The 22835-nt window shown below is 56.7% G+C and carries 22 protein-coding genes and 2 tRNA genes; 12 read left to right on the forward strand and 12 right to left on the reverse strand.

Annotated elements, in window-relative coordinates:
* Positions 1-7: 7 nt before the first annotated feature.
* Positions 8-787 (reverse strand): transporter substrate-binding domain-containing protein, encoded by a 780-nt coding sequence (locus tag AB6T85_RS11030; protein ID WP_253455340.1) that lies wholly within the window; start codon positions 785-787, stop codon positions 8-10.
* 252 nt (positions 788-1039) lie between these two features.
* The gene (gene hpxU / locus AB6T85_RS11035) at positions 1040-1879 is read right to left on the reverse strand and encodes a MurR/RpiR family transcriptional regulator HpxU (protein WP_253455341.1); all 840 of its coding nucleotides are present in this window, start codon (positions 1877-1879) and stop codon (positions 1040-1042) included.
* 182 nt (positions 1880-2061) lie between these two features.
* Between hpxU and AB6T85_RS11040 the strand changes: the two genes are divergently transcribed.
* The 5 genes from AB6T85_RS11040 to AB6T85_RS11060 all read left to right on the forward strand — a co-directional run bounded on the left by AB6T85_RS11040 (position 2062) and on the right by AB6T85_RS11060 (position 6654).
* Positions 2062-3648: a gamma-glutamyltransferase family protein gene (locus tag AB6T85_RS11040; RefSeq protein WP_369895579.1), complete on the forward strand. Its 1587-nt coding sequence runs from the start codon at positions 2062-2064 to the stop codon at positions 3646-3648.
* 12 nt (positions 3649-3660) lie between these two features.
* The gene (hpxX, locus tag AB6T85_RS11045) at positions 3661-3846 is read left to right on the forward strand and encodes an oxalurate catabolism protein HpxX (protein ID WP_301730743.1); all 186 of its coding nucleotides are present in this window, start codon (positions 3661-3663) and stop codon (positions 3844-3846) included.
* Positions 3843-5243, forward strand: coding sequence for an AtzE family amidohydrolase (locus tag AB6T85_RS11050; RefSeq protein ID WP_369895581.1), 1401 nt, complete (start codon positions 3843-3845; stop codon positions 5241-5243). The genes hpxX and AB6T85_RS11050 overlap by 4 nt, the downstream gene beginning before the upstream one ends.
* Complete coding sequence (gene hpxZ, locus AB6T85_RS11055; protein ID WP_301253361.1) at positions 5240-5629, forward strand: oxalurate catabolism protein HpxZ; 390 nt, start codon at positions 5240-5242, stop codon at positions 5627-5629. Before AB6T85_RS11050 ends, hpxZ begins: the two co-directional genes overlap by 4 nt.
* A gap of 317 nt (positions 5630-5946) precedes the next feature.
* Positions 5947-6654: an aspartate/glutamate racemase family protein gene (locus AB6T85_RS11060; RefSeq protein WP_369895582.1), complete on the forward strand. Its 708-nt coding sequence runs from the start codon at positions 5947-5949 to the stop codon at positions 6652-6654.
* 63 nt (positions 6655-6717) lie between these two features.
* On the opposite strand, the gene puuE is transcribed toward AB6T85_RS11060, so the two are convergent.
* The 3 genes from puuE to AB6T85_RS11075 are packed head-to-tail and all read right to left on the reverse strand — an operon-like array spanning position 6718 to position 9163.
* Complete coding sequence (puuE, locus tag AB6T85_RS11065; protein WP_301253367.1) at positions 6718-7677, reverse strand: allantoinase PuuE; 960 nt, start codon at positions 7675-7677, stop codon at positions 6718-6720.
* A 30-nt stretch (positions 7678-7707) separates the two neighbouring features.
* Positions 7708-8448, reverse strand: coding sequence for an allantoin racemase (gene hpxA / locus AB6T85_RS11070; RefSeq protein ID WP_253455348.1), 741 nt, complete (start codon positions 8446-8448; stop codon positions 7708-7710).
* A complete protein-coding gene (locus AB6T85_RS11075; protein WP_253455349.1) occupies positions 8438-9163 on the reverse strand; it encodes a GntR family transcriptional regulator in 726 nt (241 codons plus the stop codon). Before AB6T85_RS11075 ends, hpxA begins: the two co-directional genes overlap by 11 nt.
* Before the next feature lie 145 nt (positions 9164-9308).
* Here AB6T85_RS11075 and AB6T85_RS11080 point away from each other — a divergent pair, with 145 nt between their 5' ends.
* Positions 9309-10808, forward strand: a complete 1500-nt coding sequence (locus tag AB6T85_RS11080) for an NCS1 family nucleobase:cation symporter-1 (RefSeq protein ID WP_369895585.1) — start codon at positions 9309-9311, stop codon at positions 10806-10808.
* 210 nt (positions 10809-11018) lie between these two features.
* On the opposite strand, the gene AB6T85_RS11085 is transcribed toward AB6T85_RS11080, so the two are convergent.
* On the reverse strand, positions 11019-13451 hold the full coding sequence (locus tag AB6T85_RS11085) for a formate C-acetyltransferase/glycerol dehydratase family glycyl radical enzyme (RefSeq protein ID WP_369895596.1): 2433 nt from the start codon (positions 13449-13451) through the stop codon (positions 11019-11021).
* Between the two features lie 4 nt (positions 13452-13455).
* Positions 13456-14355, reverse strand: a complete 900-nt coding sequence (locus AB6T85_RS11090; protein ID WP_253455352.1) for a glycyl-radical enzyme activating protein — start codon at positions 14353-14355, stop codon at positions 13456-13458.
* 135 nt (positions 14356-14490) lie between these two features.
* Here AB6T85_RS11090 and fsa point away from each other — a divergent pair, with 135 nt between their 5' ends.
* Positions 14491-15180 (forward strand): fructose-6-phosphate aldolase, encoded by a 690-nt coding sequence (gene fsa, locus AB6T85_RS11095; protein ID WP_253455353.1) that lies wholly within the window; start codon positions 14491-14493, stop codon positions 15178-15180.
* Between the two features lie 67 nt (positions 15181-15247).
* On the opposite strand, the gene AB6T85_RS11100 is transcribed toward fsa, so the two are convergent.
* A tRNA-Asp gene (locus AB6T85_RS11100) sits at positions 15248-15324 on the reverse strand.
* 123 nt (positions 15325-15447) lie between these two features.
* The gene (dnaQ, locus tag AB6T85_RS11105; RefSeq protein WP_369895586.1) at positions 15448-16182 is read right to left on the reverse strand and encodes a DNA polymerase III subunit epsilon; all 735 of its coding nucleotides are present in this window, start codon (positions 16180-16182) and stop codon (positions 15448-15450) included.
* A gap of 52 nt (positions 16183-16234) precedes the next feature.
* On the opposite strand from dnaQ, the gene rnhA reads away from it, so the two are divergent.
* Positions 16235-16702 carry a ribonuclease HI gene (gene rnhA, locus AB6T85_RS11110; protein WP_253455354.1) on the forward strand — a complete coding sequence of 156 codons (468 nt, stop codon included), beginning with the start codon at positions 16235-16237 and terminating at the stop codon, positions 16700-16702.
* Here rnhA and AB6T85_RS11115 read toward each other — a convergent pair.
* Positions 16687-17418, reverse strand: coding sequence for a class I SAM-dependent methyltransferase (locus AB6T85_RS11115; RefSeq protein WP_253455355.1), 732 nt, complete (start codon positions 17416-17418; stop codon positions 16687-16689). The two genes, rnhA and AB6T85_RS11115, sit on opposite strands and share 16 nt — an antisense overlap.
* A 44-nt stretch (positions 17419-17462) precedes the next feature.
* Here AB6T85_RS11115 and gloB point away from each other — a divergent pair, with 44 nt between their 5' ends.
* The 3 genes from gloB to AB6T85_RS11130 all read left to right on the forward strand — a co-directional run bounded on the left by gloB (position 17463) and on the right by AB6T85_RS11130 (position 20453).
* The gene (gene gloB / locus AB6T85_RS11120) at positions 17463-18218 is read left to right on the forward strand and encodes a hydroxyacylglutathione hydrolase (RefSeq protein ID WP_369895588.1); all 756 of its coding nucleotides are present in this window, start codon (positions 17463-17465) and stop codon (positions 18216-18218) included.
* 70 nt (positions 18219-18288) lie between these two features.
* Positions 18289-19647: a murein transglycosylase D gene (gene mltD, locus AB6T85_RS11125; protein WP_125288908.1), complete on the forward strand. Its 1359-nt coding sequence runs from the start codon at positions 18289-18291 to the stop codon at positions 19645-19647.
* 107 nt (positions 19648-19754) lie between these two features.
* Positions 19755-20453 carry a cyclase family protein gene (locus AB6T85_RS11130; protein WP_253455357.1) on the forward strand — a complete coding sequence of 233 codons (699 nt, stop codon included), beginning with the start codon at positions 19755-19757 and terminating at the stop codon, positions 20451-20453.
* Here AB6T85_RS11130 and AB6T85_RS11135 read toward each other — a convergent pair.
* On the reverse strand, positions 20450-21235 hold the full coding sequence (locus AB6T85_RS11135; protein WP_253455358.1) for an endonuclease/exonuclease/phosphatase family protein: 786 nt from the start codon (positions 21233-21235) through the stop codon (positions 20450-20452). The genes AB6T85_RS11130 and AB6T85_RS11135 overlap by 4 nt on opposite strands.
* 390 nt (positions 21236-21625) lie before the next feature.
* Between AB6T85_RS11135 and yafC the strand changes: the two genes are divergently transcribed.
* On the forward strand, positions 21626-22522 hold the full coding sequence (gene yafC / locus AB6T85_RS11140) for a DNA-binding transcriptional regulator YafC (protein ID WP_369895590.1): 897 nt from the start codon (positions 21626-21628) through the stop codon (positions 22520-22522).
* 125 nt (positions 22523-22647) lie between these two features.
* Here yafC and AB6T85_RS11145 read toward each other — a convergent pair.
* Positions 22648-22724: transfer RNA gene (locus tag AB6T85_RS11145), tRNA-Asp, on the reverse strand.
* Positions 22725-22835: the final 111 nt, after the last annotated feature.

Below are 22835 nucleotides of genomic sequence, written 5' to 3' on the forward strand. Positions count from 1 at the left end.
CCGGCCCTTACGCGCTGAAGTCGGCCGGCAACGGCGCTTTCAGCCACTGCTGCGACAGCCCGTTCAGCGTTTTATCTTTGATCGCCTGTTCGATAAGGCCATCCACCTTCGCCTTCAGCGCCGGTTCGCCTTTGCGCATCCCGATAAAACAGGGCGAATCTTTCAGCATAAACTTAGCCACCGGCGCTTTGTCTGCGTTCTGGCGCGCAATCGCCGCCACCACCAGGTTGCCGGTCGCCACATACTGTACCTGGCCCGACAGGTAGGCCGACAGCGTGGTGTTGTTATCCTCATAGCGTTTCAGCTGCGCGTCTTTGGGCGCAATATCGCTTAATGCCATATCCTCTACCGCGCCGCGAGTTACGCCAATCGACTTGCCGCTCAGCCCGGCTGCCGCTTTCAGTTCGGCCTCTTTCGGCCCGAAAACGCCCAGGAAGAAAGGCGCATAGGCGCGGCTGAAGGCGATAACTTTTTCCCGCTCGGGATTTTTACCCAGGCTGGAGATCACCAGATCCACTTTATCCGTCTGTAAATAGGGGACACGGTTGGCGCTGGTGACCGGCACCAGCTGTAACTTAAGTTTCATCTGGCTGGCCAGGTAGCGCGCCATATCGATATCGTAACCCTGCGGCTGTAGCTCGGTGCCGACCGAGCCAAACGGCGGAAAGTCCTGCGGCACGGCGACGCGAAGCACGCCGCGTTTCTCTATATCCTGCAACTGATCCGCTTGTGCGGCCTGGGTGAACAGCAATACTGCGCCCGCGATCGCCAGTAACGTTTTTTTCATTTTCTCTTCCCCGGTTAAGCCAACATGAAACGAAAGATTCCTGAAATAATCATTTGCAACTAATGTGCCAGCCACGGAAAAAGGGATCGCCAGCCGTGGAACAGCACGCAAAGAAAGGAAAAAGCGGTTTCAAACCAGCCAGAAATCAGGAGATAAGGCAGAAAAAGAAGCATGTCAGCAAGCTCAGAAAACAGTTTCCCGATGCCTGCGGCGCTGCCCTGAAATAAAGCAAAGCACCAAAATGGTGCCCTGTCAGCGTTGTTCCAGCTCGTCCAGCTGGCCGTACAGATTAGCGATATGATGGATGCGCTGACGACCTTTACTTAACAGCTCATGCAGCAGCGCATTGGTCAGCAGGTTGATGAGGCTGTTGGCGCAGGCATAGCTGTCGAAAGCGGACACGCTGTCCAACGGCGCGCAAAGCTGCCATGTCGCCAGCGCCAGGATCGCCTGCGCCTGCGGCTCACAAATCACCAGCGTGGGCACGCCAGCCTGCTGAAGCTGTTGCAGCAGGGGCTTAATGATGCGCGGACGACGGCGAAAGGCAATCACCACCACTACATCGTCCGGCGTCATATCCGGCAGCTCTTCCGCCAGCGTCTGCCCCGGCTGCGGCACGACGGAGACCTCGCCGCGCGCCTGCAACAGCTGCTGCCGAAGGTGCAGCGCCACCGGCCAGGAGTTGCGCATACCGACAATAAAGATGCGCCTGCTGGCGGCCAGTCTTTGCACCACCTCGCCGAACTGCGCGGCGTCCAGCTGGCTTACCCACTGCGTCAGGTTTGCCATCTCTTGCTTGTAGTGGCGCGCCAGCAGCGTGTTGCCCTGCACCGCGTCGCGATTGTCGGTCAGCGGCATGCCGCTTTGGCGCAGCGTACGCAACTCGTCGCGCATATCGCGATATTTCTCATAGCCAAGACGTTTGAATAAGCGACTGACGGTCGCTTTAGAAACGCCGCTGAGCCGCGCCAGCTCTGCGCTGTTATAGCTAATCAAATCGTCAAAATGATCGAAGATGAAATCCGCCGCGCGCTGCTCCTGCGGAGAAAGCTGGGGATAGTGATTTCTCAGGCGCTCATCAAGCTGCTTCATGATATGAACCTTGTAACTTTTGTTTCAGAGAAGATAACGTATACAAATAACGTGCCGGGCGGAAAAGTTCACCTTCATCTTGCAAGCCGGACGCGTTTTTTCACTGCCCTGCCGTTCCGGCTGCAACAAACTGGAACAGCTCTTGCTTCCCTTTCTGCTCCGTCCCTGAAAATGAGAACGTGATGATACAAAGTAATCTCGCTCCGCTTGGCATGGCCGTAACGCCTCATCATCTCGCCAGTGAAAGCGCGCTGGCCATTCTGCGCGAAGGCGGCAACGCTATTGAGGCGATGGTCGCGGCGGCGGCCACGATCGCCGTGGTTTATCCCCATATGAACGGGCTGGGCGGCGACGGCTTCTGGCTGATTATGCCGCCGCAGGGCGATCCTGTCGCCATCGACGCCAGCGGCGCGGCCGGATCGCTGGCCGATTTCGCTTTTTATGGCGGCGCGGCGGCTATCCCCCATCGCGGACCAAAATCGGCGCTGACGGTAGCCGGAACGGTCAGCGGCTGGTCAGAAGCGCTGACGATAGCCAACGAGCTTAGCGGTGCCGTGATGCCCGTTTCACGCCTGCTGGCCGATGCGATCCGCTATGCGGCGGACGGCATTCCCGTCACCCAGTCGCAGTCGACCGCAACCGCCGGCAAATATCACGAGCTGGCGGCGCAGCCGGGCTTCGCGGCCGCTTTCCTGCCGGATGGCGAGGTGCCGCGCGCCGGCAGCCGCTTTACCCAACCGGCGCTGGCAAACACGCTGGGCATCCTGACGGAACAGGGGCTGGACAGCTTTTATCGCGGCTCGCTGGCTAATCGCCTGGCGGCAGAAATGTCGGCGCTTGGCATGCCGATTACGCTGGAAGATCTTAATAAGCATCGGGCGAAGCGCCGTAAGCCATTAAGCATCCGCCACGAGTACGGCGAGGTCTTTAATATGACGCCGCCGACCCAAGGCCTGGTGTCGCTGGCGATTTTGGGCATCACCAATCATCTGAATATGGCGGAAGCAGACGAGGTGCAGACCGTGCACCGCATCGTGGAGGCGACCAAGCTGGCTTTCGGCCTGCGCGACCGCTATATCACCGATCCGCTGCATATGCGCGAAGAGATACAGGCGCTGCTTGATTCCGACCAGCTCGAAACGCTGGCGGGGCAAATCAGCGACAGCCGCGCGGCCGGCTGGGGAACCGGCAAAGGGCCGGGCGATACCGTGTGGATGGGCGTGATGGACAGCAGCGGCCTTGCCGTCTCTTTTATTCAGAGCATCTATCACGAATTCGGCAGCGGCGTGGTGCTGCCCGGCACCGGCATCACCTGGCAAAATCGCGGCGCGGCGTTTAGCCTGGATCCCGAACACCTGCTGGCTTTAGCACCGGGCAAACAGCCTTTTCATACGCTTAATCCCGCCGCCGCACGGCTGAACGATGGCCGCACCATGGTCTACGGCTCGATGGGCGGCGACGGCCAGCCGCAGACTCAGGCCGCCATTTTTACCCGTCACGTGGTGCAGGGAATGCCGCTACAGCAGTGCGTCAGCGCGCCGCGCTGGCTGCTCGGCCGCACCTGGGGCCAGGCTTCCGATTCGCTGAAGCTGGAGGGCCGTTTTTCCGCCGCCACCTTTACCCGCCTGCGCGAGCTGGGGCATGAAGTCGAAGCGCTGGAGGATTTCAGCGAGGCGGTCGGCCACGCAGGCGCGATTGTCCGCCATACCAACGGCATGCTGGAAGGCGCCAGCGATCCCCGCAGCAACGGCAGCGCGGCCGGTTTTTAACAGGAGAACATTATGAACACCGAAATTGACTGGACGGCTTATCTGGCCCACATGGAGCAGGTGCTGGGCGTACCGATGGACGATCGTCGTCGCGCCGAGCTGCTGGTGCAGTTTTCACGTATTGCCGAGATGGCCGGGCCGCTGATGGCGTTCCCGCTGGATGAACGTCAGGAAATCGCAGGAGTATATAAAGCATGACGCTCAGCTCCCTTTCCATTGCCGAACTAAAAAGCGCGCTGCTTAAAGGCGAGCTGAGCGCCAGAGAAATCGCGCAGCAAACGCTGGACGGGATCGAGCGGCTGGATCCGACGATCAATGCCTGGACGAGCGTAACGCGGGATCGCATGTTGAGCGAGGCCGATCGCCTCGATCGTCAGCGCAAAGAGGATCGTCCGTTACCCGCGCTGGCGGCCATTCCCTGCGCGGTAAAAAATCTTTTTGACGTTGCAGGCCATACCACGCTGGCGGGTGCCAGCCTGCTCAGCGATCGCCCGGCGGCCAAAAAAGACAGCTGGGCAGTGAGCAAGCTCAGCGAGGCGGGCGCGCTGCTGTCCGGCATGGTGAATATGGACGCCTATGCCTACGGTTTTACCACGGAAAACAGCCATTACGGCGCCACGCGTAACCCTCACGATAGCCAACGTATCGCCGGGGGATCCTCTGGCGGCTCGGCGGCGGCCGTCGCCGCTGGCCTGGTGCATTTTTCACTGGGCTCGGATACCAACGGCTCGATCCGCGTACCGGCTTCGCTGTGCGGCATTTTTGGCCTGAAGCCGACGTTTGGCCGCCTGTCGCGCAGCGGCAGCCAGCCCTTTGTCGCCAGCCTCGATCATATCGGGCCTTTCGCCCGCAGCACCGAAGATCTGGCGTTGGTTTACGATGCGTTACAGGGCCGCGATCCGCAGGATAGCTTTCAGGCGGAAAAAGCGATCCAGCCTGTTCATCGCCTGTTGGAGCAAGGCGCACAGGGCCTGCGGTGCGCCGTGCTGGGCGGCTATTTTCAAACCTGGTGTGATGACGATGCCCGCGCAGCCGTCGCGCAGGCCGCAAAAGCGCTTGATGCGCAGGAAGAGGTGCTGATGCCGGAGGCCGCGCTGGCCCGTACCGCCGCGTTTATCCTGACCGCTGCCGAAGGCGGCAACGCCTGGCTGCCCGCGTTGCGCGCGCAGCCGGAGCGTTTTGAGCCGCTGTCGCGCGAGCGCCTGCTGGCCGGTGCGATGACGCCTTCCGCCTGGTACGTGCAGGCGCAGCGCTTCCGCCACTATTTTCGTGAGCGGGTGCTGCCCCTGTTCGGGCAGTTTGACGTGCTGATTGCGCCCGCCACGCCCACCAGCGCCACGCTGATTGGACAGGAAACGATGCATATCAACGGCAGCGATTTGCCCATCCGCGCCAGCATGGGCATGTTGACGCAGCCCATCTCCTTTCTGGGGCTGCCCGTGACGACCGTGCCGCTGCAAACGCCGGGCGGCATGCCGATCGGCCTACAGCTTATCGCCGCGCCGTTTAAAGAAGAAGCCTGCCTGCGCGTGGCATGGACGCTGGAGAAAATGGGCATAGCTAAAGCACCTGTAGCAGGAGGATTGACAGCATGACGGATAAAATTAATCGCCCCTCGGTGCTGGCAGAGGTTACCGAAGCTTTTTATCGCTACGAGCAGGCGCTGACCGGCAACGATATCGACGTGCTCGACGAGCTGTTCTGGCATGACGAGCGCACCGTGCGGCTGGGCGCAGGAGAAAATTTATACGGGATTGAGGCGATCCGCGCTTTCCGCGCCGCGCGTCCTGCACAGGGCCTGGCTCGTCAGCTGCGTAATACGGTAATCACCACGTTTGGCGATGATTACGCGGTATGCAGCACAGAGTTTACCCGTGAGGGAACGGATAAGATTGGTCGTCAGCAGCAGACATGGGTGAAGCTGCCGCAAGGCTGGCGGATTGTCGCCGCGCAGGTCAGCCTGATAACGTGCGGCGAATAATGCCGTTTCACCAGGAGTGAATCCGCAGACCCGGCAGAAGCCCGACCGGCTATTTTTTAGCCTGAAAATGCTTTTACCAGTGCCAGGCTCTTTTCTGTCACCTGTTTGCGGGAGAGAGCCAGGCCTTAAGGTCGTTTAATCCGTAACCAGATACGCATTAAAAAATGGACCGCATCAGTTTATTTAAGCGCTTAATTATCAGCCAGTGTCTATCGGTTTACCGCCGTCCTTATCTCTGTTGAGCTGTTAATAATTTCTTTTTTACTGCTGGCGCTATGTATGATGAATTTTGTCCGTTATCAAAGGGAGAGAGCGTAATGCCTTACAGTCTAGGGGTGCTGGCCGGTATGGGGCCGCGCTCCACCGCGCCTTTTATCGATATGTTGGTGGATGAGTGCCAAAAGCAATACGGGGCCAGGTTCGATATCGACTATCCCAAAATGCATATTATTTCCTTGCCGACGCCTTTTTTCCCTGACCGGGCGGTTGAAGATGCCGCAATGTCAGCGGCACTGCGCGATGGCATTAGCGATCTGGTAAAAGTCGGGGTCAATTTGATCGTGGTGCCCTGCAATGTAGCCCATTGCTACTTTGCTGAAATGCAGGAGGCCAGCGCTGGCATTCCTGTCCTGCATATTGCCGACTGCGCGCTTGAACGCCTTGCCGCAGCGGAGAACATCGCCGTGATTGCTACTGAGGCTACGCTTGATGCGGGTTTTTATCAGCAGCGTCTGCATCTGACAGGAAAGCGCTGTGTCTCTTCTGAGCCATTACGTGCGAGCACAACGCGTTTGATAGCGCTGATTAAGCAAAACGGATTTACCGATCCTGAAGTGATAACGCAGTGGCGGGCGCTGATTTCTCTGGCGCAGGAAGCTGGCGCCCAGGCGCTGCTTATTGCCTGTACGGACATCAGCCCCTTACTTAAAAGCCATCCTCAGCAGTTGCTGCCGATTGTTGATACGGCAGCAAGCCTGGCTGAAGCTGCTATTCGTGGTTTTGCCAGCTCCAGGTCGATCCGCTAGCTAATTTTTCCTCTGCTGGCGATCCTGTCAGGATGGCACATCATGCCTTCCTGACAGGTTTACTTACGCCTCCGGCGCCGGGTGCGTCTTTATCCAGTGGTCGGCAATCTGCTGACGCGTGCAGATCCAGACCTTATCATGCTGCTGTACATGATCCAGAAAGCGCTGCAATGCGCGGAAGCGGCCAGGCCTGCCCAGCAAACGGCAGTGCATGCCGATGGAAAGCATTTTCGGCGCGGTTTCACCCTCTTCATACAGCACGTCAAAGCTGTCTTTCAGATAGGTGTAAAACTGCTCCGCCGTGTTAAAGCCCTGCGGCGTGGCAAAACGCATGTCGTTGGTTTCCAGCGTATAAGGTACGATCAGGTGCGACTTGACCGTCCCGTCCTGACAGGTCACCTTTGTCCAGAATGGCAGATCGTCGCCGTAATAGTCGCTGTCGTAGGTAAAGCCGCCCTGCTCCACCACCAGCCTGCGCGTATTCGGGCTGTCGCGTCCCGTATACCAGCCGGTTGGCGCTTTGCCGAAAAGATCGGTCAGCGTATCCACCGCCTGCTGCATATGCTGCCGCTCGGTTTTTGCATCCATTCCCTGATAGTGGATCCAGCGCCAGCCGTGGCTGACCACGTCGTAATCGGCGTTTTTAATCGCCTCGACGATTTCCGGATGACGTGCCAGCGCCATCGCCACGCCAAAAACGCTTAGCGGCAGGCCGCGCTTCTGGAACTCGTTGTGGATGCGCCAGAAACCGGCGCGCGAGCCGTATTCATACAGCGATTCCATCGACATATGGCGCTCGGGATAGCTGGCCGCACCGATAATATCCGATAAAAACTGCTCGGAGCCGGTATCGCCATGCAGCACGCTGTTTTCCGCGCCCTCTTCATAGTTCAGAACAAACTGCACGGCGATACGTGCATTGTCCGGCCAGGCCGCATGGGGCGGCTTTCCGGCGTAGCCGATCAGATCGCGGGGATAGTTTTTATTGAAGCTGTACTCTTTCTTTTCATCAGCATCGGTCATGATCGTAGTCCTGTTCCAGAGCAAGATAACTTAGTTTAGGCGCTTAAACTGACCCGACAGGTTTTTTCGCAGCGGATAGTCCAGATCGCCATGCTTACTGGTCGACAGCCCCAGCGCCACCAGCGATTCCACCATTTTTACCGCCGCGCCCACGCCGTCAATAACCGGCATATTCAGCTCCTGCGTCAGTTCCCGCGCCAGCCGGGCCATGCCGCCGCAGCCCAGTACAATGGCGCCGCTGCCGTCCTCTTTTTTTGCGCGGATACAGCGCTCACGCACTTTTTCCTGCGCCAGCCCTGTGCCATCCTCCAGCGCCAGTACCGGCAGATCGATAGCATGCAGCGCGGCGCAATGCGGTTCAAAACCATACTGCTGTAAAAGATGACGCGCGATAATAACGGTGCGCGGCAGCGTGGTGACGATGGAAAAGCGCGTGGCAACCATCGTAGCCATATGCATAGCGGCTTCCGCAATGCCGATAACCGGCCCCGAAGCCAGTTCGCGCGCCGCCAGCAGCCCCGGATCGCCAAAGCAGGCGATAACGTGACCGCAGACGCCCTGCTCGCGTCCGGCTTTTATTTGCTCCAGCACGCCGATAGCGGCGACGGCCTCGTCAAAATGCCCTTCGATTGAGGGAACCCCTTCCGAGGGACAAACCGCCAGGATTTCCGTCGTCGGCGATGCTACGGCGCGCGCCGCTTCGCCAATGGTTTCGGTCATCGCCAGGCTGGTATTGGGATTGATAACCTGAATAAGCTGTTTAACGGTCATTCGCGCCTCCAAAACCGGTGAACAGGCTGGCGAAATCCGGCAGCGTTTCGCCACCGCGCTCGAAATGCAGGCTCGCTACTATATGCGCAAAATGTTGCCGCATTGCTTCAGTAAGCGGCACCAGCGCTTTTTGTCTGAGCAGGCCGATCAGCCTGTCGTGGTCGTCACAGCGGCAGCCCTGCTGCCACGGCGCGCCCCAGGCCGCAATCACCAGCGACGAACGCTGGGTCAGTCGGGTCACCATCTCGGTCAGCACCTGGTTACCGGAGATCGCCTGAAGCTGAATATGGAACGCGGCGGAAAGCCGGATCGCCGCCGGGCCGTCACGCTCGTCATGCGCCTGCTGTTCCTGCTGGATTAGGTTTTCCAGCGCGACCAGATGGGTAGACTGACAGTGCGCCAGCACGGTGGGAAGATTGGCGCATTCGATAAGTTCACGCGTACGGAAGATGTCCTGCGCTTCTTCTGTCGAAGGCGTGGCAACTTGTGCACCACGCTTGGGCGTTAACACCACCATCTGCACCGCAGCGAGGCGAGTCAGCACTTTACGGATGCCGGTTCGACTAACGCCGAAGACGTCGGCAAGCGCTTCTTCCGGCAGTTTGCTGCCCGGCGGCAGCTGACGCTCCACCATCGCCTTCATCAGCGCCTGAAAGATAGCTTCGTCTTTGTCATTCAGGTCGGTAGCCCTTTTCAGGCCGCTTTCACTTTTCATTTCCTGGTCCGCTCAGGTTTATCTTGCCTAAAATCGTACACACGATTGGCTTATTTTGTATACATGAATTCAACTTCTGGCCTGGATCCTGCAATACCTCTCTCAACCGTTTGCTATTTCGTTGAATTGTTGAGGAGCAGGTTTCATGCCAAAGAGTCTACATGTTACTCCGGCGTCCGCAGAGGAAGCGCACGCCAGCTACAGCCCGCGGCTGTGCAACGAGGATCTGGCCCCGACGCGCGAGCAGAACTGGAGCTGGTACAACATCTTTTCTTTCTGGATGTCGGACGTGCACAGCATGGGCGGTTATGTGGTGGCGGCCAGCTTTTTCACGCTGGGTCTGGCGAGCTGGCAGGTACTGATTTGTCTGCTGGCGGGCATTTGCATCGTGCAGCTGTGCGCTAATCTGATCGCTAAGCCCAGCCAGATGACCGGCGTGCCTTATGCGGTCGTCTGCCGCCAGGCCTTTGGCGTATTCGGCGCCAATATTCCGGCGGTGATCCGGGGTCTGATTGCGTTCGCCTGGTACGGTATCCAGACCTGGCTGGCCGCTAACGCGCTGATGCTGGTAACGCTGAAGTTTTGGCCTTCACTGGCGCCGATGACGCAGGTTTCCTGGCTGGGCCTGTCGCAGCTTGGCTGGCTCTGCTTTGGTTTTATGTGGCTTGCTCAGGCGCTGGTGTTCTGGCACGGCATGAAGGCGATTAAGCGTTTTATCGATGTGGCCGGCCCGGCGGTCTATGTGGTGATGGTGCTGCTGGCGGTCTGGATTGTATACAGAACGGGTTTTGAAGGTATTTCCTTTACGCTCTCCACGAAACAGCTCAGCGGCAGCCAGCAGCTCTGGCAGATGGTGACCGCGACGGCGCTGGTCGTCTCTTATTTCTCCGGGCCGCTGCTTAATTTTGGCGACTTCGCGCGCTATGGCAAAAGCATGAAGGCGATCCGCCGCGGCAATCGCTGGGGGCTGCCGTTTAACTTTTTGCTTTTTTCCGTAGTGACGGTGGTGATTGTTTCCGGCACGCAGTCGCTGTTCGGCCATATGATTACCGACCCCATTGAAACGGTCAGCCGCGTGGGCAGCGATTTGGCGGTGGCCGTTGGCCTGCTGACGATGATCACCGCGACGATCGGCATCAACATCGTCGCCAACTTCGTTTCGCCCGCGTTCGATTTTTCTAACTGCTCGCCGCAGAAGATTAGCTTCCGCACCGGCGGCATGATTGCTGCCGTAGGATCGGTGCTGCTGACGCCGTGGAACCTGTTTCAGTCGCCCGAGCTTATCCACTATACGCTGGACGTGCTGGGCGCCTTTATCGGCCCGCTGTTTGGCATCCTGCTGTGCGATTTTTACCTGGTCAAACGCGGACAGATTTCAACGGACGATCTTTTTAACGCTACGCCGCAGGGAAAATACTGGTATCGCGGCGGCTTCAATCCTAAGGCGATTGCCGCGCTGCTGCCCTCGGTACTGATTGGGCTGGCGATTAGCTTTTCGCCTTCGCTGCACGAGGTGGCTAACTTCAGCTGGTTTATCGGCGTTGCTTTGGCGGCAGGCTGCTATCGCTGGATGGCACGCGAAGAGTGCGTAAGCTCTGTGCCGCGTTACGCGAGCCGCGTAGCGGTGGAGAAAAGACGCGCTTAAATGATAAGGGCAGAAAGCCTGCTACCGGCAGGCTTCCGCTTAAAAAAACGTTCAGCTCTGCGCGCCTTCCTCTGATTTGATAGCTTCAATTTTTAGCGCTGCTTCAAGCCCGTAAGCGTAGCGGTTCGCCATTTTTGAAGTTAGTTTGTGCTGATAAAAGAGTACAGGTCGGCTCACAATCAAGCCTGGCCTGTACTCTGCGATGCCCCGTCAAAGGCTATGTTCGGTGCGGGCAATAATATCGTCCTGCGCGTCGGGAGAAAGCGCGGTAAAGAAGGCGGAATATCCCGCTACGCGCACCACCAGATCGCGATAATTATCGGGCTGCGCCTTTGCGGCCAGCAGCGTTTCCCGCGAGACGATGTTGTACTGAATATGCCAGCCTTTATGCGCTTCAAAGAAAGTGCGCAGCAGCAGCATCAGCTTTTGCCTGTCGCCCGGATTATCCAGCGCGGCGGGATTCAGCTTCTGGTTCAGCAAAACGCCGCCCAGAATCGATCCGGTAGGCAGCTTGCTGACTGAACCCATCACCGCCGTCGGCCCCAGGCGATCGGTGCCTGACGCCGGGCTGGCCCCTTCCGCCAGCGGCGTTCGCGCTTTACGCCCGTCCGGCGTTGCCATCGTCTGCGCGCCAAAAGGCACGTTGGCAGAGATAGACGAGGTGCCCGCATAGTAACCGCCACCGATCGGGCCACGGCCATGGCGTGGATTAACGTAGCTTTTCAGCTCCTCAATATAGGTTTGATAAGCGCGCGTCAGCAGCTCATCGACATAATCATCGTCGTTGCCGTATTTTGGCGCGCCGTTAACCAGACGCTGGCGCAGCTGCTCGCCATTCAGACCGTCAAAATCGGTGGCCAGCGCTTCGCTTAATGCCTGCTGCGCCACCACTCCTTGTTCAAACACCAGTTTTTTCACCGCCGCCAGGCTGTTGCCCAGATTGGCGATGCCCACCTGCAATCCCGATACCCAGTCATATTTTGCGCCGCCCTGCTTGATGCTTTTTGCCCGCTCAATACAGTCATCCACCAGCGCCGAACAGAGAATATCGTGCGCGTTCTCTTCCAGCACCGTATCCACCACGTACTCTATTTCTATCGATTTGCGGGTGTAATAGCGGATCTGCTCATCCCAGGCGCTCATAACCCGATCGAAACTGTCGAAATTGCCTGCGGAAAGCGCTTTGTCCTGCGGCAGAAACGTTTTGCCGCTGGTGGCGTCGCGTCCGCCTTCCAGCGACGCCAGCATCACGCGGGCGAAATTAATAAAGCTCATCCCGGTGCAGCGATAGCCCCACTTGCCGCCCACGGCCGTTTCGATGCAGCCGATAGCCGCATACTGATAAGCGTCGGCCGCTGAGACGCCCAGCCGGATAAATTGCGGAATGACGATTTCATCGTTGTTAAAGGCCGGCATCCCAAAGCCGCAGCGGATAACCTCCACGCAGGCATTCAGGAAATCGTCGCTCATTCCGGCATGGTAGCGCACGCTCAGGTTTGGCTGCGTCGAACGCAAACGACCGCAGGATTCCAGAATCGCGTAAGAGAGCGGGTTGACGGCATCCACCGCCTTGTCCGCCAGCAGATTCTGTCCGCCGATAGTGACGTTTTGATAGAGCGGACTGCCGGCCGAAGCTTTGGAGTGCGAGCCGGATCGGATCTTATTGACCTCCAGCAGCTTCAGCCAGCAGCTTTGCAGCAGCTCGATCGCCTGCTCGCGATCCGTATGCTGTTCCAGCTCCACGTCGCGGCGATACCAGGGATAAAGGTATTGATCCATGCGGCCAAAAGAGACCGAATGACCGTTAGACTCAATTTGCAGGATCAGCTGAATAAAATAGCAAAGCTGGAGCGCCTGCCAGAAGGTCTGCGGCGGCCGATGGGCGATCACGTCACAATTTTCCGCGATGGTCAGCAGTTCCCCACGGCGCGCGGCGCTCTTCTCTGCCTGCGCCATTTCGCGGGCCAGAGTGGCGTAGCGCTTGATATGCTCAGTTACGGCCTGAAGAACGATATCGATGGCTTTCAAAAACTGCTCGCCATGCAGATCGTTCAGATGCGTCAGATCGATGCGGCTGCGGCGTTCCGCCACTTTCTCACGCAGGCCATCCAGCCCTTTCTCCAGCAGCAGCGGAAAGTTGACGGCCAGATGGGCGTCGCCGGAGGTCATATTCCCTTCCGCTTTGATGATGCCGGTTGCCAGCAGCGCCTTCTGCTCCCCGGTAAACATGCCGTAGCAGCGATCCTGCACCGTCTGGCCGCGCCACCACGGGCAGATTTCATGCAGTACCCGCTTGTCCTCTTCAGAAACAGAAAAGCCCGCGCCGGGACGATCCGCCAGATCGTCGATCTCTTTTTCGATCCATGTCACGGTATATTCCGGGAAAATGGGCGCGGCGCGCACCTTGCTGGCCTGGTTGCCTACAATCAGCTCATCATGCTTAATCCAGATAGTCCGTTCCGCCAGATGGTGTGCCAGCGCCAGCGCGCGGCGAACCGGTACGGGTTTATCCTGATGCTGCTGATAGATTTCGCTATAGTGCCGCGCGCGCTCGGTACAAATCGGGGGCTTGCTGATAGCGATCAGGGCTTCTTTATGCGTTTTGATACGGCTGCTTAAAACATCAAGGTTAAGTCTGGTCATCATTTTATCCTCTTAGCGTGGTTATCAGGCCTTTTTGCCGCGCGTACGACTGCGCAAAGGCAAGGATTTCCGGATTATCGAGCGGCCTGGCTGGCGCAAGGTAAGGCTGATTAAGCAAGGCATATTTGCTTTTACCCAGCGTGTGATAGGGAAGGAAATGGATCTCTTTGGCCCGTAATCGATCGGCGGTGAAATCCACTATGCTGCGGATCGACTGCCGATCGGCATTAAAACCCGGAACGAGCGGTACACGGATGACGATCTCCTTGCCCGTTTCCGCCAGCTTGCACAAATTAGCCAGCACCCGCTTCGCCGAACCGTTCGTCCATGCCTGAAAACGCGCTTCGTCGGTGTGTTTAAGGTCGGCCAGGAACAGGTCGATCCAGGGCAGCGAAGGCTGGATATAACGCCACGGCACATGCAGGCAGGTTTCCACGGCCGTATGGATCCCTTCCTGATGGCTGAGCCGTAAGAGCGTTTCGGTGAGGTTTGGCGTCATAAAAGGCTCGCCGCCGGAAAGCGTCACGCCGCCCGCGCTGCGCTGATAAAAAGGCTTATCCCGCCTGACTACGGCCATAATTTCCGCTGCGCTTTTCTCTTCGCCGCAGATCGTCAGCGCCTGGGTGGGGCAACAGTTTTCCAACGCGGAGAAATGGTTGGGACGCATCTTCTCCCGGAAAATGACGAGTTGTTGTTGTTGACGAACGATGGCGTCCGGCACGGCCAGCTGGCATAACTCGCAGCCCGACAGGCAGGCTCTTTTATCAAACAGGATTTCCCGCTCGTGCGAGCAGCTTTCCGGATTCTGGCACCAGCGACATTTCAACGAACAGCCTTTTAAAAACACCACGGTGCGGATACCAGGCCCGTCGTGTGTGGAATAGCGCTGAATATTGAAAATCATGAACCGCCTCCGTCATATTACGTACGAAGATTTAAGTACTTTCAAATGAAAGTAACTTTGATCCCGGGCAATAAACAAGTTCACGCAGCGGGTAATATTTCGGAATTGCGATCGTCAACAGGCTTAAGGAGCTATATGGAACTCTATCTTGATACTGCGGATGTAGCGGCGGTAAAACGTTTAGCGAGGATACTGCCGCTGGCGGGCGTGACCACCAATCCGGCTATTGTCGCCGGCGGGAAAACGCCGTTATCCATTCTGTTACCTGAGTTGCAGGCGGCGCTGGGCGGCCAGGGCAAAATTTTTGCTCAGGTTATTGCCGCCCGGGCGGAAGAGATGGTGGAGGAAGCGTTACAGCTGCGCGCGATCCTTCCTGATGTGGTCGTAAAAATTCCGGCTACGACAGAAGGCCTGGCGGCAATCAGGCAGCTGAAAAAAGAGGCTATTCCAACGTTGGGCACCGCCGTTTATGGCGCAGCGCAGGGATTGTTCTCGGCGCTGGCTGGCGCGGAGTATGTCGCGCCTTACGTTAACCGTATTGACGCCCAGGGCGGAAATGGCATTCAGACAGTAGAAGCACTTCAACAGCTGCTTGCTCTGCATGCGCCGGGGGCTAAAGTGCTGGCGGCCAGCTTCAAAACGCCTCGCCAGGCGCTGGAGTGTATGCTGGCTGGCTGCGAAGCAATAACGTTGCCGCTGGATGTGGCCGAACAGATCCTCTCTGCGCCAGCGGTTACCGCCGCGGTCAATCAGTTTGAACAGCAGTGGATAAAGGCTTTTGGAACCGCGAGGCTGATTCAGGAAGAGAAAAGCGGAAAGGAATAAAAATCACGGGCTGTATGCCGAAATGACGAAAGCCCGATGCATTGCTGCATCGGGCTTTCCGGATACTTGGCGGAACGGACGGGGCTCGAACCCGCGACCCCCTGCGTGACAGGCAGGTATTCTAACCAACTGAACTACCGCTCCGCGCTTTGTTCCCCGTCGGGAACGGGGCGAATATTACGGTGCGGCCTGCATCCCGTCAATGCTTTTTCTTAAGCTTGCTGATCGACTGCCTGTTTTTTCGACTCTTACGACATTTCAACATCTTCAGACACGCCAGAGGCAGCTTCCGCCCTTCTTCATCACCAGATCGAGGCGGGATTCGTGTTCGGCAATCTCTTCGTCCGTCGCCGCTATCACGCACAGGCCAGAAGCCGGACGCGTGATGCGATAGATGGTTTCGTCGTTGCTCTGCTCCTGCCTGTCGCCCTCCATCGAAAACTTCAGCGACGTCTGCCCACCGGTCATGGTCAGGAAGACCTCGGCCAGAATTTCGGAGTCAAGCAGAGCGCCGTGCAGCGTTCGCTTACTGTTATCTATTTCATAACGCGAGCAGAGCGCATCCAGGCTGTTGCGCTTGCCGGGAAACAGCCTGCGCGCCATCGCCAGGCTATCGGTTATCTGGCAGAAGGTTTCGGTTTTGGGGATATTGCGGCCAAGCTTGCCGAATTCGTAGTCCATAAAGCCGATATCAAACGAGGCGTTATGGATCACCAGCTCGGCACCTTCTATATAGGCCAGGAAATCGTCGGCAATGTCGGCGAAGGTCGGCTTATCCGCCAGAAATTCGTCGGCAATACCGTGTACGCCGAACGCTTCCGGATCGACCAGGCGATCGGGCTTGAGATAAACATGGAAGTTGTTGCCGGTGAGACGACGGTTTACCACCTCAACGGCGCCGATTTCAATAATGCGGTGCCCTTCATAGTGCACCCCGATCATATTCATACCGGTGGTTTCAGTATCGAGGACGATCTGACGCGTTGTATTTACTGTGCTCATAGGACCCGTTTTATGTCAGACTTGGCGTTTTTACACAGGGAGTCTACCAGAGATGCCTAAACAGGTAGAAATTTTCACCGATGGTTCTTGTCTTGGCAATCCTGGCCCGGGCGGATACGGCGCAATTTTACGTTACGGCCAGCACGAGAAAACGTTCAGCGCCGGCTATCAGCTGACCACCAATAATCGAATGGAGCTGATGGCGGCTATCGTCGCGCTGGAAGCGCTGACTAAACCCTGCGACGTCGTGCTGAGTACCGACAGCCAATACGTGCGTCAGGGCATTACCAGCTGGATCCATAACTGGAAAAAGCGCGGCTGGAAAACGGCGGACAAAAAGCCGGTTAAAAACGTCGATCTCTGGAAACGGCTGGATACGGCGCTGGGCCAGCATCAAATTACCTGGGAATGGGTAAAAGGCCATGCCGGCCATCCTGAAAACGAACGCTGCGACGAACTGGCGCGCGCGGCCGCCGGCAATCCATCCTTTGAAGACATCGGCTATCAGTCAGCATCCTGATGGCGTCGACGCATCCGGCTGGTTGCGCCAACGGCGGGTGCAAGCCTTCTTTGGGCCGCTGCCTTTTTGGCCGGATTCATCGTTAACGGGAAAGTCCGCTTGCGCGCGACGATAATGCTCAGGCAGCCCAGCGCCGGAAGATGCGTGCTGATGACCTTACCGCCCTGACGATTCCACGGCAGCACCTGAAAGCGCGAGCGCTGCACCACCTCGTAGTTTAACAGGCTGAGCCAGTCCATCAGCCTGGTCTGGGTAAACATCCGACTGTTCCACGGCACGCGTTGGCGCAGGCCGGGCACCAGTTTGCCCGTCCCCAGCACGCTGAACAGATTGAAGCCGCTGATAATCATCCAGCCGTCATCGATCAAAACGCGATCTACCTCGCGCAGAATACGGTGCGGATCGCTGCTCCAGGCCAGGCTGTGCGCCAGTAAACAGGCATCAACCGATTTTGATTCAAAAGGCAGGCTGCCGGCATCGGCCAGAACCTGCAAATTGTCGCCCTGTAAGCCAACGTTGACCTGATGCGAAATGGCGCAGCTTGCCGTGTCGATTTCCGCGCTCAGCGAGCCGATTTTCAGCAAATGAAAACCGTATAGCCTGTCCAGACAGGGTTGCAGATGCCGGGTCAGCGCGTCACGATAGTAGTCTCCCCAGGGGATGTCCGCCCAGGAATACGGCACGTGACGAATATGGCGTGTTTTAGCGGGCTTCATGCTTTACCATCTTCTTTCCATTGCGGCCAGTCAACGAGGCGATAATGAATCTTACCAGCATTCCGGCTTTTCAGGATAATTACATCTGGACATTAAATAACGATCGGGGCGACTGCCTGATTGTCGATCCGGGCGAAGCGGCACCGGTACTGACGGCCATGGAAAAAAACCAGTGGCGGCCAGCAGCGATCCTGCTGACGCATCATCATCACGATCACGTTGGCGGCGTGAAAGAACTGCTGCAACATTTTCCCGATCTGGTGGTGTACGGCCCGCAAGAGACACAAGATAAGGGAAGCAATCGGCTTGTCGCTGAGGGTGATAAGGTCGCTATTTTGGGCCTCGAATTTAGTGTGATTGCTACGCCGGGGCATACTTTAGGACATATCTCATACTATAGCGCACCTTACCTTTTCTGTGGTGATACGCTGTTTTCCGGCGGCTGTGGACGTCTGTTTGAAGGTACCCCTCAACAGATGTTCAATTCTTTTCAAAAGCTTAATCAGCTTCCGGGAGAAACGCTGGTGTGCTGCGCGCACGAATATACGTTATCGAATATGAAGTTTGCCTGCTCGCTGCTGCCACAGGATACGAAAATAGCGGGCTATTATCGCGAAATTAAGGAGTTACGTGCAAAAAACGCGGTTTCCTTGCCCGTAATGCTCGCTTTTGAGCGGCAAATAAATGTTTTTCTGCGTACGCAAGATGCTGATTTACAGAAAGTTATTGGCTTCGAAACACCTCCGCAACAAGAATGGCAAGTTTTTGCAACTCTACGCGAGAAGAAAGACCATTTTTGATTTTTCGGGTTGTGTTGAGCAGCCCGAGCACGTATAGTTGCTCGTCTTTTAAGCGAACAATGACACACACATGAAGGCTAAAGCGATATTACTACTCGCCTCGGTCCTGCTGGTGGGGTGCCAGGCGCCTAAGCACGACGCCCCCGAACAGCATGCACAGAGTTTGTCTTCAGCACAGAGCAGTCAGAACGCAGATCGGTTGTTATCGCCACGCTGGCAGGACGATGGGACCAGCCTGACGAAAGATCAGGATCTGTGGAATTTCATTAGCGATGAGCTGAAGATGAAGGTTCCGGAAAACCCCCGGATACGCGAACAAAAACAAAAGTATTTAAGAAACAAGAGCTATCTCCACGATGTAACGTTACGGGCTGAGCCGTATATGTACTGGATTGTCGAGCAGATTAAGCAACGTAAGATGCCGATGGAACTGGTACTATTACCCATAGTGGAGAGCGCTTTTGATCCTCATGCGACCTCTTCTGCCAATGCCGCAGGCATCTGGCAGATCGTGCCGCAGACGGGGCGTAATTATGGTCTTAAGCAGAACCAGTGGTATGACGGTCGTCGCGATATTGTCGCCTCTACCAAAGTCGCACTGGATATGATGCAGCGGCTGAACGGGATGTTCGGCGGTGACTGGCTGCTGACCGTGGCCGCGTACAACAGCGGCGAAGGCCGCGTGCTGAAAGCGATAAAAAGCAACAAGGCTCGCGGTAAGGCAACGGATTTCTGGTCGCTGTCGCTTCCGCATGAAACCACGGTTTATGTGCCGAAGATGCTGGCGTTAAGCGAGCTGTTGAAAAACAACAAGCGTTACGGCATCCGTCTTCCGGAACCTAACGAAACCCGTGCGCTGGCGCGTGTTGAAGTGGGTCAGCAGATTGAGCTGACGCAGGCGGCGGAAATGGCCGGCATGTCGCTGAACAAGCTGAAGAGCTTTAATACAGGCTACAAGCGCGGGATGACGGCGCCTAACGGCCCGCACTATATCATGGTGCCGAAGTCGCACGTGGCGCAGCTGCGCAACTCCCTGGCAACAGGCGATATCGCGGCGGTGCAGCCAACGGCGCTGGCCAGTACCAGCACCTCTTACAAGGTGCGTAATGGTGATACCCTGTCAGGCATTGCAAAACGCCTGAACGTGTCGGTGAAGACGCTACAGCAGGCTAATAACCTGCGCGGCGTGAACATCAAACCGGGGCAGACGCTCAGCCTGGGCGGCGGCGAAAGCGCAGCCAGACTGGCCGATAATGGCAACAGCATCACCTATAAGGTTCGTAAGGGTGATTCTCTGGCCAGCATCGCAAAACGTCACGGCGTGAACACGAAAGATCTGCTGCGCTGGAACAGCGGCGGTTCGGCGAATATTCAGCCCGGCGACAGGCTGACGCTATTTGTCACCAACAACGCCACGCCTGACAGCTAAAGCTCAGTTTAAAAACCAGTCTTCGGACTGGTTTTTTTATGCCCGACATTTCCCGCTCCCCTCTCCTGTGCTTTACTGCCCCTCTGTCCAACGATCCTGAGGCCGCCATGACGAATGATCTGGTTGCGCTGCTGAACCAGCATCGCCTGATTGAACTGAGCCACGTTTATGAAGAAGGCATGCCGGTCTGGCCCGGTGACGGGCGCTTTTTCATGAGCAGCGCAGAGACATTCGCCGCAGGCGACGGTAACTATAACTGTCAGCTGAGCTTCGGCGATCATTGCGGCACGCATATAGACGCGCCGGCACATTTTATACCGGGCGGAAAATGCATTGATAAGGTTGATATTTGCCAGCTGACCGGGCGTGGTCGCTGTCTGGATATGACCCATTTGCCGCAGAACAGCGCGATTACTCGTGCGACGATCGCGGACTGGGAAGGCAGATACGGCGAAATAGCGGCAAAGGATATCGTCCTGTTTCATACGGGCTACGATAAAAAGTGGCGTTGCCGTCCCGATCATACCGCGTTTATGAACGGCTGGCCGGGGCTGTCAGCCAGAGGCGCAGATTACCTGTTGGGAAAAGGCGTTACGGTTTTCGGTACCGATGCGATGTCGCTGGATGATGCAGGCAGCAAAGATTATCCGGCTCATCAGGCGATACTAAGTGCCGGAGGCCTGATCGTTGAAAGCCTGGCAAACCTTTACAGCCTGCCGACGGCTTTTACCTTTATCGCTCTGCCTTTGCGCATCAAAGGCGGCTCCGCCTCGCCCGTTCGCGCTGTGGCTCTGGTACAGGATTAAGGCTTAAACTCAACCAGTAAAGGGTTATGGTCGGAAGCACGCGTCACCAGCACGGAGGCCTCCGCTACGCCCATATCGCGGTAGAAAACGAAGTCCAGCGGCCTGCCAAAGGCTTTACGGCGATGGTCGTCGGTAAAGTTGACCTCGTGCAGCCCCATATTATGGGCAAAGGTATAAAGCGCATTGATCCGCTGGCGGCTCCAGGCATTAAAATCCCCGGCCATAATCACCGGCCCTTTATGGTGAATAATCTGTTCGCCTATAGGGCCAAGCTGCTTGCTGTATACGTCGATCCCCAGGCTAAAGTTGACCGCATGGATATTCACCACCATCAGCATCTTGCCGTCCGGTAGCGGATAGGCGGTGACAAGGGCTGATTTAGCCAGCCGCAGCAGCGGTTCACGTTCGCGCAGCGGATAACAGTAGACGGGATGCGCAGCGGCCAGCGTCATCACGCCGGAAGGATGCTGCGGCAGGACGAATGCCGGTACCTGATCCGCCGCCAGATAGTTACTGGTGGCAAAACGGATCAGCTCTGGGGTCGTCTGCGCTTCCTGTAGCAATACCAGCTGAGCGTCTTTACCGAAGTTTTGTAATACCGAAAGCCATTCGGCGCGCTGCTGTTTAAATATGTTCCATACCAGCACCCGTAGCGTAGCGTGCTCTGTCAGCGGCGCACCGGGCGGTAACGCTTTGCCCATATGCAGCATAGCGCCCGGCGGAAAAATACGTTCCGCTGGCTGCCCTGCTACATATCTCATGGCATAAGTTTTTTTCCGCACGTTAGCGTCTGACCTCTGCGTGTTGATCAATGATCCTGCATTCAGTTATAGGGACTTTATGGCCGGGTTTCAATCGGAGGCGCCTAATAAGTGCCAGCTGAAGGTAAGCAAATACAAACTTTTGGTTGTCCGCCGCCTTTAACTGTAGCCGATTTAACGCGCCGGCTCCGGTTATGTATCTGATAGCGTTCATAACAGGACAGAGATCCGACTGTTTACAGGCCAGACGAGCACCGGGCATTTTCAGACAACGCCACAGGGATGCTTTATTGCTGTCAACGCACTGACAGAGGCCTGGCAGCCTCACCCGTTGTCTGGCTTCCCCTGCTTCCTCATGCTTTAATTACCGCCTGCAGGCTCCAAAAAAAGCATTACGTTCAGGAAGCAGTCATGAAGGCAAACTCAGAGGAACTGGCGATTTTTGTCGCCGTGGTGGAAAGCGGCAGTTTCAGCAAGGCCGCCGAGCGGCTGAAAATGGCAAATTCTGCTGTTAGCCGTGCGGTAAAAAAGCTGGAAAACAAGCTCGAGGTAGAGCTACTGACACGCACCACCCGACAGATTAAATTAACCCAGGAAGGCGAAGCCTACTTCAAGCGCGTTCAGGCGATTCTTCAGGAGATGTCCGCAGCGGAAAACGAGCTGGCAGAACGAAAAAGGCTGCCAAAAGGGTCACTGCGTATTGATGCTGCTACGCCGGTGGTTCTGCATCTGTTAATGCCGATGATTAAACCTTTTCGGGAGCGCTTTCCTGAAGTCACCCTCTCTCTGGTTTCATCCGAAACCTTTATCAATCTGATTGAACGTAAGGTAGATATCGCTATCCGTGCCGGTAATCTTACTGATTCCAGCCTTCGCGCGCGCCTGCTGTTTAATAGTCGACGTAAAATAGTCGCCAGCCCTGGCTGGCTGCAACAGTTCGGCACGCCGCAAACCGTAGAGGATTTGGCACAGCACGACTGTCTGGGCTTTGTTGAACCCCTGAGCCTGAACCGTTGGCCCATTGCTAATGCAGACGGGCAGCTTTATGACATTACGCCCGCCAGTGCCTCAAACAGCGGCGAGACGCTCAGGCAGCTGTGCCTGGCCGGTAACGGCATTGCCTGCCTGTCGGACTTTATGATCAATAAAGATTTAAACGATGGTTCGCTGATAGAGGTTATGGCCGACAGGCTTGTGCCGGTAGATATGCCATTTAACGCGGTTTACTATGGGGATCGCTCGGCTAACTCACGCGTTCGCTCTTTTATTGATTTTGTCAGCGAATGGCTCAGGCAACATCCGCTTTAAAGAAAAAAGATAGTCGAAGGCTGGCCTGTCCAGGAAGGGATAATGGCAGAACACAGGCAGGCCGGCTGACCAAAACTTATACGCAAAAAAAAGCCCTGAGCGTTAGCTCAGGGCCTTATATAAAGTGGCGGAACGGACGGGGCTCGAACCCGCGACCCCCTGCGTGACAGGCAGGTATTCTAACCAACTGAACTACCGCTCCACCGATTCTGTACTGAACTCAGAATGTTGCTTCCGATCTCAGGTGTTTCGCCCTTTCCACGTCACTGGAAGGTCTGAGCGCAAACGGTTTACTCACGTTTACTGCTCTTAA

The sequence above is a fragment of the Erwinia aeris genome (genome assembly GCF_041224955.1).
Classification (GTDB): Bacteria; Pseudomonadota; Gammaproteobacteria; order Enterobacterales; family Enterobacteriaceae; genus Erwinia; species Erwinia aeris.

What these genes read in the sequence shown, in the direction of transcription:
- AB6T85_RS11080 (WP_369895585.1), top strand. Translation starts at nt 9,309, where the DNA reads ATGCCAAAGAGTCTACATGTTACTCCGGCGTCCGCAGAGGAAGCGCAC.
- hpxA (WP_253455348.1), bottom strand. Translation starts at nt 8,448, where the DNA reads ATGACCGTTAAACAGCTTATTCAGGTTATCAATCCCAATACCAGCCTG.
- gloB (WP_369895588.1), top strand. Translation starts at nt 17,463, where the DNA reads ATGAATCTTACCAGCATTCCGGCTTTTCAGGATAATTACATCTGGACA.
- fsa (WP_253455353.1), top strand. Translation starts at nt 14,491, where the DNA reads ATGGAACTCTATCTTGATACTGCGGATGTAGCGGCGGTAAAACGTTTA.
- yafC (WP_369895590.1), top strand. Translation starts at nt 21,626, where the DNA reads ATGAAGGCAAACTCAGAGGAACTGGCGATTTTTGTCGCCGTGGTGGAA.
- hpxX (WP_301730743.1), top strand. Translation starts at nt 3,661, where the DNA reads ATGAACACCGAAATTGACTGGACGGCTTATCTGGCCCACATGGAGCAG.
- hpxU (WP_253455341.1), bottom strand. Translation starts at nt 1,879, where the DNA reads ATGAAGCAGCTTGATGAGCGCCTGAGAAATCACTATCCCCAGCTTTCT.
- AB6T85_RS11040 (WP_369895579.1), top strand. Translation starts at nt 2,062, where the DNA reads ATGATACAAAGTAATCTCGCTCCGCTTGGCATGGCCGTAACGCCTCAT.
- AB6T85_RS11030 (WP_253455340.1), bottom strand. Translation starts at nt 787, where the DNA reads ATGAAAAAAACGTTACTGGCGATCGCGGGCGCAGTATTGCTGTTCACC.
- puuE (WP_301253367.1), bottom strand. Translation starts at nt 7,677, where the DNA reads ATGACCGATGCTGATGAAAAGAAAGAGTACAGCTTCAATAAAAACTAT.
- AB6T85_RS11050 (WP_369895581.1), top strand. Translation starts at nt 3,843, where the DNA reads ATGACGCTCAGCTCCCTTTCCATTGCCGAACTAAAAAGCGCGCTGCTT.
- mltD (WP_125288908.1), top strand. Translation starts at nt 18,289, where the DNA reads ATGAAGGCTAAAGCGATATTACTACTCGCCTCGGTCCTGCTGGTGGGG.
- dnaQ (WP_369895586.1), bottom strand. Translation starts at nt 16,182, where the DNA reads ATGAGCACAGTAAATACAACGCGTCAGATCGTCCTCGATACTGAAACC.
- AB6T85_RS11115 (WP_253455355.1), bottom strand. Translation starts at nt 17,418, where the DNA reads ATGAAGCCCGCTAAAACACGCCATATTCGTCACGTGCCGTATTCCTGG.
- rnhA (WP_253455354.1), top strand. Translation starts at nt 16,235, where the DNA reads ATGCCTAAACAGGTAGAAATTTTCACCGATGGTTCTTGTCTTGGCAAT.
- AB6T85_RS11090 (WP_253455352.1), bottom strand. Translation starts at nt 14,355, where the DNA reads ATGATTTTCAATATTCAGCGCTATTCCACACACGACGGGCCTGGTATC.
- AB6T85_RS11075 (WP_253455349.1), bottom strand. Translation starts at nt 9,163, where the DNA reads ATGAAAAGTGAAAGCGGCCTGAAAAGGGCTACCGACCTGAATGACAAA.
- hpxZ (WP_301253361.1), top strand. Translation starts at nt 5,240, where the DNA reads ATGACGGATAAAATTAATCGCCCCTCGGTGCTGGCAGAGGTTACCGAA.
- AB6T85_RS11085 (WP_369895596.1), bottom strand. Translation starts at nt 13,451, where the DNA reads ATGACCAGACTTAACCTTGATGTTTTAAGCAGCCGTATCAAAACGCAT.
- AB6T85_RS11130 (WP_253455357.1), top strand. Translation starts at nt 19,755, where the DNA reads ATGACGAATGATCTGGTTGCGCTGCTGAACCAGCATCGCCTGATTGAA.
- AB6T85_RS11060 (WP_369895582.1), top strand. Translation starts at nt 5,947, where the DNA reads ATGCCTTACAGTCTAGGGGTGCTGGCCGGTATGGGGCCGCGCTCCACC.